Here is a 16,682-nt window from a genome sequence, read left to right as displayed (position 1 = left end):
TTAAAAGCCTTACATTATCCAATGCAAGGCTTTTAATCTTATATTGAATCAGTATTACCCATTGCCTGCATTTTTTCTGCTTGATCTGCAGTAATTAAAGCATTAATAACTTCTTCAATATCTCCATTCATGAAACTATCTAATTTATATAATGTTAATCCAATTCTATGATCAGTAACTCTTCCTTGTGGATAGTTATAAGTTCTTATTCTTTCACTTCTATCCCCTGTTCCTACTTGACTCTTTCTATCTTCAGCGATTCCAGCAAGTCTTTCAGCTTCAGCAACTTCATATAATCTTGCTCTTAAAACCTTCATAGCTTTTTCTTTATTTTTAAGCTGTGACTTTTCATCTTGACAAGCTACAACTGTACCTGTTGGAATATGAGTAATTCTAACTGCTGAATCAGTTGTATTAACACATTGTCCTCCATTACCTGAAGATCTATAAACGTCAATTCTTAAATCTTTATCATTGATTTCTATTTCAACATCATCAACTTCTGGTAATACAGCTACTGTAGCTGTTGAAGTGTGTATTCTTCCTGAACTTTCTGTGTCAGGTACTCTTTGAACTCTATGTACACCACTTTCATATTTTAACTTTGAATAAGCTCCGTTACCTTTAATCATAAATACAACTTCTTTAAACCCACCAAGATCATTTTCATTTGAACTCATTAGTTCAACTGACCATCTTTGAGATTCAGCATATCTAGTGTACATTCTGAAAAGATTAGCTGCAAATAACGCTGCTTCATCTCCTCCAGCACCAGCTCTAATTTCAACAAATACGTTCTTGTCATCATTAGGATCTTTAGGTAATAAAAGAATTTGAATCTTATTTTCTAGTTCTTCTTCTTGCTCTTTTAATAAAGAAATTTCTTCAGATAACATTTCTCTCATTTCTTTATCTGATTCCTCTTCTAACATTTCTTTATTAGCTTCTAAATCTTCAACAACTTTCTTATATTCTCTATAAGCTGTTACGATTATTTCTAAATCAGCGTGCTCCTTACATAGCTTTCTCCATTCTTTTTGGTTAGCCATTATTGAAGGATCTGATATTTTAACTGATAGTTCTTCGTATTTATTTTCCGTAAATGCTAATTTATCTAATAACATAATATCACTCCGTACTGTATTTTTTCATATTGAAATATTATAACATAACCATTATGTACTTATCAAGCTTCACATATAATAACTAAATTGCACAACAATCTAGTTATTATAGTTAATAGTTAATGAATAAATTCGACTAAGCTGAATTTAAAATATATAGTTAAAAAACTCTGTTAAGAGTTTTACCATTAACTATTAACTATTAACTATTAACTATTAACTATTAACTAAACCTAAATATTTCCTATAACAACTCTGTCAAGTCCAGCTAAGTCTTTAACTACTCTAACATTTTTATAACCTTTTTCAATCATTAAATTGCTAACTTCCTCACCTTGATCATGGCCAATTTCAAATGCAAGAATACCATTTTCCTTTAATATTTTATCGCTATCATCTACAATTCTTCTATAGAAATCTAATCCATCATTTCCACCACTTAAAGCTGTATGTGGTTCATAATCTTTAACATCTTCCATTAAGGTATCAATAACTTCTTCCTTAATATAAGGAGGATTCGATACTAATATATCATATTTCTTTTGCTGATTTATAACTTCATTTAATAAATCGCTCTTTATAAATTTAGCTCTATTACTTAACTTTTGTTTTACAATATTTCTTTTTGTTACCTTCTCAGGAACATCATAGTAATCAATTAAATCTACCTTAGTATTCTCTCTAAAATGTGCAATAGATATACCTATAGCGCCACTTCCACAACACAAATCACAAACTTCATACTCTTTATCTTCATCCATAAATTTAAGAGTTTCTTCTACTAGTATCTCAGTATCCCCTCTTGGTATTAATACTCCTTCTTCTACATGTAAGTCTAAGCCCATAAATTCAGTTGTTTTTAAAATATAGCTTATAGGCATTTTATTTTTTCTCTTTTCAATTAAAGAGTAAAATTCTCTTTCCTTAAACTTACTTACTTCTTCTTCCTTATTAGTAATCAAATGTAATTTATCTTTACCTAATACTTTTCCTAATAATAGTTGTGTATCTAAAATATAAGTATCTATATTAGCTTCCTTTAATATTTTATTTCCATCTATTAATAATTCCCCTATTTTCTTCTTATATTCAATTCCTTCTGCTGCTTTTAAAGATTCTATTGCCACTTCTAATTGAGCATCATCAGGTTCTTTTGTTGTAAGTTCTTGTAATTTTAATCCTGGATATGCAATTATTTTTCCCAATTTACTTTCTGTTCTCCCTAGCCATTTAATAATTTCGTAAGTTATTCCTGCAACTATAGGCATCAATACTATTCTTAATATTAATCTTTGCCAAAATCCACCCCAACCAGTTAATGAAAATAATATAACACTAACAAGCATAGTTAAAAATAAGAAATTAGTACCACACCTTGGATGTAATCTTCCAAACTTCCTTACATTTTCTACTGTAAGCTTTTCATCAGCTTCATAGCAGAAAATAGTTTTATGTTCTGCTCCATGATATTGAAATACTCTATAAATATCATCTAATTTACTTATTAAAAACATATAAGTAATTAATATAGCTATTCTTATTATAGCTTCAATTAAATTTAACGCTACTGAAGAAATTCCAGTATTTTTAAACAAAGATGCAATTGCCGTAGGAATTCCTAAAAATAGCCCAGCTGCAACTAAAAGTGAAATCATCATAGTAAAAGTAACTAATAAATCATTTGCACCTTTATCACCTAATTTTTCTTTTAACCAAATATCAAATTTTGATTCTTCCTCATCTTCTTCAAAAAAACTAGCGGAATAATTTAATGTTTTAATCCCAACTATCAATGAATCTATTAATACAACTGCTCCTCTAATAATAGGAATATTTAAAAATTTATATTTTTTTGTTATTGGCTTAGTTTTCTTTACATTTACTTCAATTTTTCCACTGGGAGTTCTTATAGCTGTAGCTAATCCTTTAGAACCTCTCATCATAACTCCCTCAATTATAGCTTGCCCTCCGACATCACACTTTTTCATAAAATCACACTCTCACCCTTTTATTGATTTTTAAATTTAAAGTAACAATGACCGCATAATGATTCATATTCAACATTATCTATATTATCTATTGCTACTTGTTCACCCTCAAATACAAATTTACCATTTATTTTTCTTCCGTTTAATATTGCTTTTTTCCCACATTTACAAATGGTTTTTAATTCTTCAATACTATGTGCTAATAATAATAATCTTGTACTTCCTTCAAATCCTTGCATTTTAAAATCTGTTCTAAGACCATAACATATAACCGGTATATCTAAACAAACTGCTATTTCAAAAAGTTGATCTATTTGGTATGCTTTAAAAAATTGCACTTCATCTACTAAAATACAATCAATTTTGTACTTTTCATCTTGCCATTTTTTCACTTCATTATATATATTTTGATCATCATTAATTAATAAGTCGACTTTTCTTTCTACACCAAGTCTAGAAACTAGTTTATCTCCACCTTTTTTATCAGTAGATGGTTTAATTAATAAAACCTTCATTCCACGCTCTTCATAATTATATGCAACCTGCATAAGATTTGTTGATTTTCCTGAATTCATCGCACCATATCTAAAATATAATTTGCTCATAATGTCTCTCCTCTTCATATGTATCTCATTCGATTATAGCATTTTAAGAAATACTTAAAAAGATGTTTTTATTTTCTGTCTATATTGACTGTATTTGTCGACTATGCTATAATTCAATAGGTCATTGCTAAGTCAATGAATGTATTTTGAAAGAGGTGAATCAAATGAAACAAGGCATACATCCAGAATACCATCACGATGCTGTGGTTAAGTGCGCATGTGGAAATACTTTCACAACTGGTTCTGTTAAAGAAGAGTTAAAAGTTGATATATGTGCTAAATGCCACCCATTCTTCACTGGTAAGCAAAAAATCGTTGATATCGGCGGTAGAGTTGACAAATTCAACAAGAAGTTCGGTCTTAACAAATAAGATTAGGTTAGAATTTATGAGAAAGAATTTTATTTTCTTTCTCATTTTTTCATTTTTAAAACAATTCATCATTTATTATAAAATTAACAAAAGAGGCTGTTACAATACTTGTATATAGCCTCTTTTTAACTAGATATATTCCAAACTACACCTTCAATGTAGTTTTTTTATTTTTTAAAAACATCACTTTTTAAGAAAGTTTGAATAAATTCTTTGTTATTTTTTGTTTTTGATAACATATTTATTAAATTTTCCGTAATATTTTCTATGTTTCCATCTCTATACATTACTTTTCTAATAGCATATGCTACTTCTTTTTCTTCATCACTTAATAATAAATCTTCTTTTCTTGTTCCTGATTTATAAATGTCAATAGCAGGGAATATTCTTCTTTCTTGTAGTCTTCTATCAAGATGAACTTCCATATTACCAGTTCCTTTAAATTCCTCGAAAATCATATCATCCATTCTTGAACCAGTTTCAACTAAAGCTGTTGCAAGTATTGTTAAACTTCCACCCTCTTCAATATTTCTTGCTGCTCCAAAGAATTTTTTAGGCATAATTAATGCTCCTGGATCCAATCCACCTGATAATGTTCTTCCAGTAGGAGTAATAGTTAAATTATATGCTCTTGATAATCTTGTTAAGCTATCTAATAATATAACTACATCCTTACCTTGCTCTACCATTCTTTTAGCTCTTTCTAATACCATCTGAGCTACTTTAGCATGATTTTGTGGTTCTTCATCAAATGTTGAGTAAATTACATCTCCATTTATAGATCTCTTCATATCTGTAACTTCTTCAGGTCTTTCATCTATTAATAAAACTATTAATTTTACATCTGGATGATTTATAGTAATATTTTGTGCAACCTTTTTTAACAAAGTGGTTTTTCCGGCTTTTGGTGGTGCCACAATTATTCCTCTTTGTCCTTTTCCTATTGGACAAATTATATCCATTAACCTAGAAGATAAATCATTTTCGTTACTAGTTTCTAAATGTAGTCTTTCATTTGGATATATTGGTGTTAATGTTTCAAAGTTCTTTCTTCCAATAGCTTTTTCTGGATTATCTCCATTAACTTTTTCTACGAATAATAGAGCTTTAAACTTTTCCCCTTCTTTAGCTTCTCTAACCTTTCCTTGAACTTCATCACCAGTTCTTAAGTTAAATCTTCTAATTTGAGAAGGAGATACATATATGTCATTCTCACCAGTTAAATAATTATTACATCTTAGAAAACCAAAGTTATTATTTTCTTGAACTTCTAAAACCCCTTTAGAAGAACCTGATTCATTTATCATAACCTTCAATCTTTCCTTTTTTTCTTCCCTTTGTTCTTCTGTCATATTATTAGCATTCTCTTTACTAGCAAAATTATTATAAGTACTATTAATACTTTCTTGTTCTTTTACCTTAGGTGCAATTTTTTCTCTTAAAACAACACCATTTTTTTCAATTGCATTAGGTGTAACCTTTACTAATTCATCTATTAATTCACTTTTCTTTAACTTACTTATGTTTTTTATTCCAAGTTCTTTAGCTTTGTTTTTTAACTCTACTAAAGTCATCTCAGAGTATATTTCTCTTGTCAAAATGACACCTCCAATAGTTTTCATTAATTTGGGATAAAAATTAGATTTACCTTAAGGTTTGATATATTTGAAATGAAACATAACCATACAAAAATAAATTATAAATTTAAAAAATAAACTTAAATTTATATATAATTATGAACTAATAATTCTTAAAATACAATAGTAACTTCTCTTTTAAGCTTATCCACTTTATATATTTTTTATAACAAACATATATTTATTATTAAAAAAAACGAAGGTAAACCCTTCGTTTTTTTACTCCTCTCCTTTTAAAGTTGCTTTTATAAATGCTTTAAATAAAGGATGTGGATTATTTGGTCTTGATTTTAATTCTGGATGGAATTGCGCTGCTACAAACCATGGATGATTTTCCACTTCTACAATCTCCACTAATCTACCATCAGGACTTGTCCCTGTAATTTTCATTCCAGCTTCAATTATTTGTTTTCTATATTCATTATTAAATTCATATCTATGTCTATGTCTTTCGTAAATTAATGCTGATTCATAAGCTTCATGAGCTTTTGAATTTTCATCTAACTTACATGGATATAATCCTAGTCTCATTGTTCCCCCTAGGTCTTCGATATCCTTTTGTTCTGGCATTAAATCTATTACTGGATATGATGTTTCTGGATTTATTTCAGAACTATTTGCATCACTATATCCTAATACATTCCTTGCATATTCAATTACAGCGGTTTGCATACCTAAACAAATTCCTAAGAAAGGTATTTTCTTTTCTCTAGCATATTTTATAGCTTCTATTTTACCTTCTACTCCTCTATCACCGAAGCCACCCGGTACAAGAATACCATCTACTCCACCTAATAATTCCTCTACGTTTTCAGCTGTAACATCTACTGCATTTACCCATTTAATATCAACGTTAGTCCCATTTGCTAATCCGCCATGACTTAACGCTTCTACAACTGATAAATATGCATCATGTAACTCAACATATTTTCCTACTAATGCAATAGTAGTATTACCTTTTAGGTTCTTCAATCTAGAAACCATATCAATCCATTCACTGTTATCAATGTCTCTACATCCTAATTCTAATTTTTCTACTACTAATCTATCTAATCCTTCTTTATGTAACATTAATGGAACTTCATATAAATGATCAGCATCTAAATTTTGAATTACACACTTTCCTTCAATATTACAGAATAATCCTATTTTATTTCTTAAATCTTCTGATATTTCCTTCTCAGATCTACAAACTATTATATCTGGTTGAATACCAATACTTCTTAATTCTTTTACTGAATGTTGAGTTGGCTTAGTTTTAAGCTCTCCTGATTTTCCTAAGAAAGGTACTAATGTAACATGTATAAAGCATACATTTTCTCTGCCTACATCATATTTTATTTGTCTTATCGCTTCAAGGAATGGTTGTGATTCAATATCTCCAACAGTTCCTCCTATTTCAGTTATTACAACATCTACATCTCTTTCTTTAGCAACCCTATACACTCTTTCTTTAATAGCATTTGTTATATGAGGTATTACTTGAACTGTTCCTCCAAGATATTCTCCTCTTCTTTCTTTTGAAATAACTGACCAGTAAATTCTACCTGATGTAACATTACTGTTTTGAGTTAAATTTTCATCTATAAATCTTTCATAATGCCCTAAATCTAAATCTGTTTCTGCACCATCATCAGTTACAAAAACTTCTCCATGTTGATATGGACTCATTGTTCCTGGATCTACATTTAAATATGGATCAAACTTTTGTATAGAAACCTTTAATCCTCTATTTTTTAATAATCTTCCTAATGAAGCTGCTGTTATTCCCTTTCCTAATCCTGATACAACTCCACCTGTAACAAAAACATATTTTGTATTCATGTATAATCCCCCAGCTCTAATTTTTTTCATTTTTATTATTGACTATTGCTTTTTATAGTGATATAATTTAAATTACCTCTCTTATTGCCTAGCGCAATAACAATCATAGATAATATAGTATCACATTAGTTTAATTTAGGCTAGTGTTTTTTATGCATTTTTTAAATTTTCTTTTATTTTTTCTTCTAATTCAAAATATTCATCTCTAAATTTCTTATTAATTAGAATCTTTTCTTCTGCAATTTTAATCTTGTAGTGTAAACTTCTATTACTTATAATCCCTAACTTTTCTTTTAAACCTTCACTATTTAAACACCTAAATTTTTTCATCAATAATACTGTTAAATATGACTTTTCCCTTTTCTTTAATAGTTTATTAAATTCCTCATAATTTACTTCGTAATATTGACATAATATCATTATTATATTTTCATATTTATTTATTTTGTTCACACCCTTTATTTTTAACATTGTATTTTCTTTAATTCTCTCCTTACACTAAACTTTTATACATATAAAAATAAGCCTCCGAAAATATATTTATTTTCAGAAGCCTATTTAAGTTAATTTACCTTGATTTTAATACTTAATTCTGTACTTATACCTTCTTGACCTTCAAGGCCTAAAACGTACTTTGAATGTATTTCTCCACCATTTTCATCTATATTTATCTTTAATTTCTTAGTATCAACATTTAAATCTAAAATTCCATAAGGAGTATTATATAGAGATACAGCCGTTACCCCTTCCTTAAACTCCATATTTGTATTTATAGATCCAACTCTCTCTAGTACCATACTATTATCTTTTATATTTAATGTAGTTGTCGTGCCATCCATTCCTGATATTTCTGATTCTTCATATATAGCCTTAAATCCTTCATCATGTATAATAAAAGTTCCTGGTGTTACAACTTCTATTGCTTCATTTGGATCAATATCTGAAAAACTCTTTACTGATATGATTGCTCTCTTCTCCATATTCTCCTCCTATTTTATAGAAATCATATATTTTTCTAACTCATTATCATTAATTGGTTCTACTTCTATATGATTGTCTAGCTTTGTTCCATATATACCAAATTTTATTTTTACTTTTTCTTCTTCTCTTCCTTTACTATATCTTGCAGCCATTCTTGCAGCTAATACCTTATCATCTTCTGTTCCGTTCTTATCTAATAAAACTAATGCTCCTGAAAAATCTGTTGCATGGAATGATAAGTATTCTTTATTTATAAGCTTCTTAATAGCTTCTGACTCTTCTTTAGTTCTAGCAACTATTATTTTATTATTATCTGATGTTCTAAAATGTCTTCCATATCTTAATAAGCTTAATTCATCTTCTTCTACTTCATCTTTAAATGTTAAAAGATCCTTTAATCTTAATGCATAATTAGGCTCAGTAAGTCTACATCCCCCTGCTGGTGATGGGTATTCTGTTATTCCCCATTTAGCAGCTAATTCCATTTGTGGCTTTCTGCTTCTACCTGAAATACCTAGTAATTTCTCTCTATCAACTAAACCATTTAACTCCATTTCAGTTGGTTCTATATTTTTAGCACATAGTGGTCTTAATATCTTATTTGCAAATCCTGATTCTTTTTTTACTATATTTAAAGCTTGTCTGTTTTGCGACATCGGTCTTTGATTTAATACTTCTCCAGTAATTATAAAATCTGCATTATGTTCTTCTAATAATTTCCCTGCATAATTCATCATCATAGCATGGCAATCTATACATGGATTCATATTTTTTCCTCTACCATGCTTAGGGTTCTTTACTAATTCAAAATGTTCTGGTGAAAAATCAACTACTATTAAAGGTATATCTATTTGTTTTGTCATTTTAATAGCACTTGCTTCACTAAAGAAATATGATCTAAAACATACTCCTACTACTTCTATACCTTGTTCTTTTATTAACTTAGCTGCTAATATACTGTCTAATCCACCTGAAACCATCGCTAATGCTTTTGTCATTTTATCCTCCTAATTATTTAAATAAATCATTAATAACTTCAACAATTTTAAATTTTACTTTAATATTCTTTGTACTATTATCTTCTTTATTTAAATCACTTGTATTTTTTTCTACTTTATTTTCTTCTTTATCTTCTTTTGGTTCAATGTTCTCAATTTCCTCTTTTAATTTTGTTGAATCAACATCACTTTTACTTTCATCAACAAAACATAATGATGGAAACATTACACACCACCAATTTTGTCCTTGTCCTGAACCTATTATAACTCTATATGCTTCATAATTTCCCTGTGGAAATATATAGTCACCATATACTTTATTAGGAAAATTTTCATATGATAACATTGTATTTACTTCATAATCATAATTATTGCTAGTAATAACTTGTCTCGCTATTTCATTAACATATTCAATATTATCTTCTAAAATCTCCTCTGCTTCTTCTAACGACTCTACTCCTTTAAGCTTTTCACTTAATGCTTCAACAACCTTATCTCTTACTTTTAATTTAAGATTTTGATCTTCTTCTGTATCGCTATTTGCTATTACATGAAATCTAATCAGCTTGTCCTTTATATCATCATAATTAAGTTCATTAAGCTCTAAACTATTATTATTTATATTATTAACTTGAGCACATCCATTCAATGTAAATATTACTAAAATTAAAACTATTATAAAATACATATATCTTTTCATAACATAACCCCTTTCTAGTAATAATTATTGACAATTTAAAGGGGTTTATTCATTTCATTATAATATTTAATTTTTTAGATAGTTCTAGTTAAAAATACTTCTCTATGATTTTCTTTCATCTTTTCGTAGCACCTTTGAGCTTTTAGCATATCATCAAAAAATGCAAAAACACTTGGCCCACTACCGCTCATCATACTTCCAACAGCGCCATATCTATTCATTTCTTCTTTTATTCTAATTAATACATTATGTTTTCTTAAAGTAACATTTTCTAGTAAATTTTTCATGTTATTTGCAACATAATATAAATCATCTTTTTCTATAGCTTCAATTAATTTTTCAGTTCTTGGATGTATTCTTGCTTTTTCTAAATCAAAAGATTTATATACTTCTTTTGTTGACACTCCAAAACTTGGTTTAACCAATACTAAGATTTTATCTTTAAACGGCTTTAGAGGTGTTATTTCCTCTCCAACTCCCTCACAAAGAGCAGTTCCTCCTTTAATGCAATAAGGTATATCAGCACCAAGGCTTAAACCCATTTCCATTAATTCTTCATCTGAAGCATTAATTTCAAAAAGCTTATTCATAAGCTTTAATACTGCTGCCCCATCAGTACTACCCCCAGCTAATCCAGCTGAAACAGGAATATTTTTTATGATGTTTATATAGACACCTTCTTTAATATTATACTTTTCTTTAAATAACATTGCCGCCTTATATGCCAAATTTCTTGAATCAGTAGGTACATAGTTTTTGTTACAATCTATAGTTATACCTTCTTTACGCTTCTCAACATATATCTCATCATATAAATCAATGTTTTGCATTATCATTCTTAATAGGTGATAACCATCCTCTTTTCTTTTTCCTACTACATCTAAGGAAATGTTTATCTTTGCATACGCCTTTATCTTCATATATTCAAATCCTTTCAACCGGAAAGTATCTATTTTAAATTGAAGTTCAGAGCCAAAAACCCTGAACTTCATAAAATATATTATATATATTATTTTTACTATAGTAAATATGTCATTGTTGTATTCTTTAAATTGAATTAGCAACATTACCTAGATTTTCATCATCAGATTGATTAGTTTTTATAAAATCTAATAATGGTTGTAATTTTTCAAAAAATACAATTATAGTATCTCCCGGAATCGATTCATTAAATGCAACTTCTAAAGCTTTCACTTCATCTAGTATAATTCGTGCTTTAATATTATTCTTACTTTCTAAAACACCTTGATTAATTACTTCAGCAACTTCTCCTATATTTTTTCCACGTCTATCTTTATCTTCTTTAATTATTATTTTATCAAGATAGTTAGCACTTATTTTACCAATCTCTTTAGCAACATAATTTCCTCTATCACCTGGTACACCTATTATACCAGTTATTTTTCCGTTAGTAATATATCTCAATGTAGGTAGTACTTTTTTATACCCTTCTATATTATGACCATAATCTAAAATAATTTTAACCCCATTGCAATTATAAATATTAAATCTTCCTGTGTTTTCATTTGAATTAAAATTACTAAGTCCTATTTTTATCATTGCATAATCTACTTTCAATGCTACTAGCGCAGCACAAGCAGCCATTGCATTTTCAACATTAAATTCTAAAGTTCCATTTAATGTAATAGGTATATTTTTTACACTAATTATTTTATATTCTTTTCCAAAATTTTTAACACATATATAATCATCTTTTAAATATACTGCTATACTATTTTTAGATTCATTATTTATTATTAATTCGTTATTATAATCCTTTGAAAAATAAATTATATTCGCATTGATTCTACTTATTATCTTTTTACTCCATTCATCATCTGCATTTATTACAACATAACCATCTTCTTTAACAGCTTCTGCTACTAAAGATTTCACCATACATAAATCTTCCATTGTATTAACTCTATTTAACCCTAAGTGATCTTCAGTAATATTGGTTATTACTGCAACATCAGCCAAATCATAAGCTAATCCTTTCCTTATTATACCACCTCTTGCCGTTTCTAAAACAGCTACGTCAACATCTTTATTAAACAATACACACTTTGCACTTTCAAATCCAGTATCATCACCATTATCTATACATGCTCCATTTATATAAATACCATCTGTACTAGTCATTCCAACACAATATCCCATTTTTGATAATGTACTATTTATAATCCTTGTAGTTGTAGTTTTTCCATTTGTGCCTGTAATTGAAATAACAGGTATATTCTTAGGATTATTATTATACATCATATTAACTATTTCAATTCCAACATTTCTTTTCTTTCCAATAGCAGGATATGAATGCATTCTTAATCCTGGTGCTGCATTAACTTCTATTATCGCACCTTCTTCAAGTAATGATTTTTTAATACTCTTTGTGCAAATATCTACACCACAAATATCTAATCCAATAGCCTTAGCTGCTCTTATACATATTTCTTTATTTTCCTCTGAAATATCATCAGTACAATCAACAGCTATTCCACCTGTTGATAAGTTTGAATTTTGTCTTAAAATTAGCTTTTTACCTTTTTCTAAAATTGAATTTATTCCATAATTATTTATATTTAAATTTCTAATAACTTCATCATCTATTTTAATTTTAGTAAGTGGCTTTTCATGATCTTCGCCTCTTCTTTCATCACTGTTCAAATCATTTATAAGCTGATTTATTGATTTTATTCCATCACCTATAATATATGGTGGAATTCTCTTTGATACAGCAACAACTTTATTATTTATAACACATACTCTATAGTCATCGCCTTCGTAATATTTTTCTATTATTATATCCTTATATTTTTTAGTTAACTTCTGATAAGAATCCACCAATTCTTTATCAGTTTTTATCTTTAGTATTACATCTCTACCCTTACTTCCAAACTCAGGTTTTAATACAACCGGATATTCTAAGTTTTCTGCAGCTTTTAATAACCCTATAATATTACTTACCTTCTCCCCCCTAGAAATAGGCAGGTTCTGTATTCTAAGTATTTCTTTAGTAAGTAATTTATCACAAGAAATATCAGCTGCAACACAACTAGTTGAGTTACTAATAGCTGATTCTATTATTCTACCTTGTTTTCCATATCCAATTTGATAAAATCCACTATTCCCAATTTTCAAAATAGGCATACCAACTTTTTGCGCAGCATTACAAATTTCAAATGAACTAGGTCCTATTAGTTCCTCATTTAATATATTTTTTATTACGTTAAGTCTGTCATCAAATAATATATTTTTATTTTCTATAAATGAATTAATAATATCTACAGCAAGCCTCCCTATCTCAAGTCCTGCTCTTGGATACTCATATTGAAATACAACAATATATTTATCACCTTCAATTTCTCTAGCTTTTCCATAAGCTATATCCATTCCGAGAATATTATGCATGGCAATAATCATATGCTCGCAAATATGTGCAAGATATGTTCCTTCTTTTAATCGCTTAACAAATCCGCCTTCTTCATCTATACCACATCTGTGTGTATATAATATTGGAAGTAACTTCACTAATTTTTCATTAAATCCTTTAATGTCTTTGCTTGGTATTTCCGAATATCCCTCCAAATCAACGTCTAACACTATACATTTCTTATGTGAATGAATATTTCTACCATCATAAACAGTACTATCTATGATTTTCATAAAAATCCTTATCCTCCTCAAAAGGTACCTTTTTTAATAGATTAAATCTATTTCCTTCTTTTAATACATGCAGTTTAACATTAAACATGCTGAGTACTTCTTCGCTATATTGTTCTGAAACATTACTATAATCAATACAGCTTCCATCAATAAAATATACCGCTCCCGAGCCAATTACTTCTGCTGTTCCTTTATCACTTACTAATATTGCAGTATCTTCATCTATACCTATTCCTAATACTTCGGGATTCTGAGCAATTGCAGTAAGCAATCTTCCTATTCTTCCTCTTTGAGCAAAATGCTGATCTATTATTATATTTTTTACTAGACCTAATCCTGGTGACATTTTTAATGTGCATTTATGTGGTGATTCTTCATCATTTCCTTCTACAATCATTGTATCGCTCATAACAGAAGCCCCTGCTGATGTTCCTGCAATAATACCACCATTAATACATAATTCTTTAATAGCATCATACACTGGACTTCCTCCTATCATACTAGTTATCCTTAATTGGTCTCCACCTGTAAAAAATAATAAATCTGCTTCCTTAATTAAATCAATATTCTCTTTCTCAAAAGCCTCTTCTCTCACACTTATATCTAATTTTTCAATGTTTTTTATACCTAAATTATTAAATATAGTTTTATAATTCTCATAGCTTTTTTCAGGGTATTCTGTTGCTATAGTTGCTATTAGCATTTTGTCTTTATTGGGATCAATATATTTTGCTACCCTTTTTAGTATCTCTTTCTTTCCCTTCTTATCTTCAGCTCCGCCAATTATAATTAAATTGCCACTTATTTTTTCACTCAAATTATCACCTCATATCATGTATTTCTTATTTTATCCAATACAACAAAATATATTCATATAGAAAAAGGCCATTACATCAAGCTGTAATGGCCTATAACTTAAATAATATTAAAATTTACATTTGCCAGGTATTATTATCTTCTTTCCTTCAACTAATGCCTCTGGACTTTCTAATTCGTTAATTTTAATCAATGAATCCATTGTAGTATTATATTTCTTAGCTAATTCCCATAATGTATCACCACTAGTAACAACGTATATTGTTACTGATGCCTTTTTACATTCTTTCTCTGCTTCTCCTTCTTGAATATCAACTATCCATTCCTTTTCAATCTTATAGTAAGCTTTAGCTAATAGTGATAATGTTGCTCTTATTCCTATTGTATTAGCTTCAACAGTTCCATCTAAATTTTCCAACTTAACTTTACAGATAGCACTCATATCAGGTTTAATACCCTTTAAATCAATTACTGATGTAAATGGAATCTCTCCACTACACATATCTAACTTACATTCCTCTTCTGCCACCTTATAAAGAACTTGTACTTTTACTATACCTTCAATCTTAACCTTATCATCTTCAATAGAAGTTTCAGTAATTAAAGGACAACCGCCTGTCCAAACTACACAAGAAATTTTTTCATCCTCGTTTTTTGGATATAAATTATCTTTTATTATTAATTCTGATGGTACTACTCCTTGCACTATTCCAATATCATATTTTTTCTTTGTTAATTCAATTGATTGTGTTGGTGAATATGCATCTTTAATAACATCAATTATTTCTTTAGATATAACCTTAACAGTTCCTTTTACATTAAACTCAACATTAATAACTCTATTCTCGCCTAAATCATCTGCTGTTATTATACTATCTGAATTTACTATTTCCATTTGATTAGTCGCAATCATATCGCCATTAACTCCAATAGCCTCTTCCTCTTTAGATAAATAAACATCATCTTGTAGTAAGAAAATATCATTTTCTTCTTTACCTCTACATAAAACCTCTATCTTACAATAGCAACCAAAGTAAATTTTACCTTCGCCAAGCTTTACTTCTTTTTTATGCAAATTCAATGAAGATGCTAATATTTCTTCAATCTCAGGCTTATCCATTGTTACTTTAATCATAGATTTGCCCATTATCTCTATTTCTTTTTCACATTTCAATTGGTTTATTTCTTCACTTTTTCTCTTAATTTGTATATCATCTCTACCTTCTATTTCCTTTACAAATTCAAATTCGCAAATTTTATACAATAGCCATTTTGTTGTTCTTATTCCGTCAATAGCAATCTTACGTTCATTCATTATACTAGCTTGAATATGTTCTATTATGCACTCTACTTCACAAATGACTTTATGTTCTTCAGCATTAATATCAAGATAGTCAGCGAATTTTTCTGATAAACAAACAGAATTTATACTAGTTACCTTACTTTCATCTTCAGATAAGTACATGACAGAATAATTAATTTGACCTTCTATCATTATTTTGTCTGCTAGTATTTCTTTGTTAGTAATAGTTGCCTTTGCTTCTATTCCTAAAATTTGATGAACATCTGGATGTGAGTCCTTTATTAAATATTCACCTTTTAATACATTATTAGTAGAGCTTTCTCTTATTAGTTGTTCATTTTGAACACTTTCTTTAATAACATCTATCTGAGACATCCTATCCCTCCTCCATAGTATATACCTACTATAATTTATATTCTCTAAATATATATTTATTCTAATATAGGCAAACTGTTTACTAATTTTTAAATAATAAATTTATCTTTTTAATTAATAAATTCATCATACTTTTCTAAACCTTATTATTTTTTTCCATTTATTAGTTTAAATTGTCGAAATTTAGTGTCAAAATAAAAAAGTTTTATTTTTTTTTAAATAAATTGTTGACTTTATTATAAATATGTCATATTATAAAGATGGTTATTGACCATATAACCTCTCATAAATTCTCAA

14 protein-coding genes are annotated in these 16,682 nt (G+C 28.4%); 1 reads left to right on the top strand and 13 read right to left on the bottom strand.

Annotation, left to right across the window (positions count from 1 at the left end; all coding sequences use genetic code 11):
- Positions 1–38 precede the first annotated feature (38 nt).
- The 3 genes from prfA to ABUA17_RS11115 all read right to left on the bottom strand — a co-directional run bounded on the left by prfA (position 39) and on the right by ABUA17_RS11115 (position 3,717).
- The gene (gene prfA, locus ABUA17_RS11125) at positions 39–1,124 is read right to left on the bottom strand and encodes a peptide chain release factor 1 (protein ID WP_042399477.1); all 1,086 of its coding nucleotides are present in this window, start codon (positions 1,122–1,124) and stop codon (positions 39–41) included.
- Between the two features lie 233 nt (positions 1,125–1,357).
- A complete protein-coding gene (gene prmC, locus ABUA17_RS11120) occupies positions 1,358–3,112 on the bottom strand; it encodes a peptide chain release factor N(5)-glutamine methyltransferase (protein ID WP_042399475.1) in 1,755 nt (584 codons plus the stop codon).
- Positions 3,113–3,132: 20 nt separating this feature from the next.
- A complete protein-coding gene (locus tag ABUA17_RS11115) occupies positions 3,133–3,717 on the bottom strand; it encodes a thymidine kinase (protein WP_042399472.1) in 585 nt (194 codons plus the stop codon).
- Positions 3,718–3,881: 164 nt separating this feature from the next.
- Here ABUA17_RS11115 and rpmE point away from each other — a divergent pair, with 164 nt between their 5' ends.
- Positions 3,882–4,088, top strand: coding sequence for a 50S ribosomal protein L31 (gene rpmE, locus ABUA17_RS11110; RefSeq protein ID WP_005212373.1), 207 nt, complete (start codon positions 3,882–3,884; stop codon positions 4,086–4,088).
- A 167-nt stretch (positions 4,089–4,255) separates the two neighbouring features.
- On the opposite strand, the gene rho is transcribed toward rpmE, so the two are convergent.
- From rho to ABUA17_RS11060, 10 genes are all read right to left on the bottom strand, one after another.
- Positions 4,256–5,662, bottom strand: a complete 1,407-nt coding sequence (gene rho / locus ABUA17_RS11105) for a transcription termination factor Rho (protein WP_410250031.1) — start codon at positions 5,660–5,662, stop codon at positions 4,256–4,258.
- 282 nt (positions 5,663–5,944) lie between these two features.
- Entirely contained in the window at positions 5,945–7,549 is a 1,605-nt protein-coding gene (pyrG, locus tag ABUA17_RS11100) for a CTP synthase (RefSeq protein ID WP_042399464.1), read from the bottom strand.
- Between the two features lie 150 nt (positions 7,550–7,699).
- Positions 7,700–8,020, bottom strand: coding sequence for a hypothetical protein (locus ABUA17_RS11095; protein WP_042399462.1), 321 nt, complete (start codon positions 8,018–8,020; stop codon positions 7,700–7,702).
- A 92-nt stretch (positions 8,021–8,112) separates the two neighbouring features.
- Positions 8,113–8,529 carry a YwiB family protein gene (locus ABUA17_RS11090; protein ID WP_042399459.1) on the bottom strand — a complete coding sequence of 139 codons (417 nt, stop codon included), beginning with the start codon at positions 8,527–8,529 and terminating at the stop codon, positions 8,113–8,115.
- A 9-nt stretch (positions 8,530–8,538) separates the two neighbouring features.
- The gene (locus tag ABUA17_RS11085; protein ID WP_055291657.1) at positions 8,539–9,528 is read right to left on the bottom strand and encodes a DUF814 domain-containing protein; all 990 of its coding nucleotides are present in this window, start codon (positions 9,526–9,528) and stop codon (positions 8,539–8,541) included.
- A gap of 13 nt (positions 9,529–9,541) precedes the next feature.
- Positions 9,542–10,228: a stage II sporulation protein R gene (gene spoIIR / locus ABUA17_RS11080; protein ID WP_042399452.1), complete on the bottom strand. Its 687-nt coding sequence runs from the start codon at positions 10,226–10,228 to the stop codon at positions 9,542–9,544.
- A 74-nt stretch (positions 10,229–10,302) separates the two neighbouring features.
- Positions 10,303–11,148: a 4-(cytidine 5'-diphospho)-2-C-methyl-D-erythritol kinase gene (gene ispE / locus ABUA17_RS11075; RefSeq protein ID WP_055291658.1), complete on the bottom strand. Its 846-nt coding sequence runs from the start codon at positions 11,146–11,148 to the stop codon at positions 10,303–10,305.
- Between the two features lie 127 nt (positions 11,149–11,275).
- Positions 11,276–13,891 (bottom strand): cyanophycin synthetase, encoded by a 2,616-nt coding sequence (cphA, locus tag ABUA17_RS11070; RefSeq protein WP_042399446.1) that lies wholly within the window; start codon positions 13,889–13,891, stop codon positions 11,276–11,278.
- Entirely contained in the window at positions 13,875–14,708 is an 834-nt protein-coding gene (locus tag ABUA17_RS11065; RefSeq protein ID WP_042399443.1) for a cyanophycinase, read from the bottom strand. Before ABUA17_RS11065 ends, cphA begins: the two co-directional genes overlap by 17 nt.
- A 108-nt stretch (positions 14,709–14,816) precedes the next feature.
- Entirely contained in the window at positions 14,817–16,385 is a 1,569-nt protein-coding gene (locus ABUA17_RS11060; protein ID WP_042399441.1) for a DUF3794 and LysM peptidoglycan-binding domain-containing protein, read from the bottom strand.
- Between the last annotated feature and the right edge of the window lie 297 nt (positions 16,386–16,682).

The organism is Clostridium sp. RTP31139st1_H3_RTP31139_211217 (assembly GCF_040227035.1).
In the GTDB taxonomy this organism is placed as follows: domain Bacteria; phylum Bacillota; class Clostridia; order Clostridiales; family Clostridiaceae; genus Clostridium; species Clostridium saudiense.
This window is presented reverse-complemented; position numbering and strand designations above follow the sequence as displayed.

Coding starts and splice junctions, on each gene's coding strand:
- prfA (WP_042399477.1), bottom strand. CDS start 1,124: ATGTTATTAGATAAATTAGCATTTACGGAAAATAAATACGAAGAACTA.
- prmC (WP_042399475.1), bottom strand. CDS start 3,112: ATGAAAAAGTGTGATGTCGGAGGGCAAGCTATAATTGAGGGAGTTATG.
- ABUA17_RS11115 (WP_042399472.1), bottom strand. CDS start 3,717: ATGAGCAAATTATATTTTAGATATGGTGCGATGAATTCAGGAAAATCA.
- rpmE (WP_005212373.1), top strand. CDS start 3,882: ATGAAACAAGGCATACATCCAGAATACCATCACGATGCTGTGGTTAAG.
- rho (WP_410250031.1), bottom strand. CDS start 5,662: ATGACTTTAGTAGAGTTAAAAAACAAAGCTAAAGAACTTGGAATAAAA.
- pyrG (WP_042399464.1), bottom strand. CDS start 7,549: ATGAATACAAAATATGTTTTTGTTACAGGTGGAGTTGTATCAGGATTA.
- ABUA17_RS11095 (WP_042399462.1), bottom strand. CDS start 8,020: ATGTTAAAAATAAAGGGTGTGAACAAAATAAATAAATATGAAAATATA.
- ABUA17_RS11090 (WP_042399459.1), bottom strand. CDS start 8,529: ATGGAGAAGAGAGCAATCATATCAGTAAAGAGTTTTTCAGATATTGAT.
- ABUA17_RS11085 (WP_055291657.1), bottom strand. CDS start 9,528: ATGACAAAAGCATTAGCGATGGTTTCAGGTGGATTAGACAGTATATTA.
- spoIIR (WP_042399452.1), bottom strand. CDS start 10,228: ATGAAAAGATATATGTATTTTATAATAGTTTTAATTTTAGTAATATTT.
- ispE (WP_055291658.1), bottom strand. CDS start 11,148: ATGAAGATAAAGGCGTATGCAAAGATAAACATTTCCTTAGATGTAGTA.
- cphA (WP_042399446.1), bottom strand. CDS start 13,891: ATGAAAATCATAGATAGTACTGTTTATGATGGTAGAAATATTCATTCA.
- ABUA17_RS11060 (WP_042399441.1), bottom strand. CDS start 16,385: ATGTCTCAGATAGATGTTATTAAAGAAAGTGTTCAAAATGAACAACTA.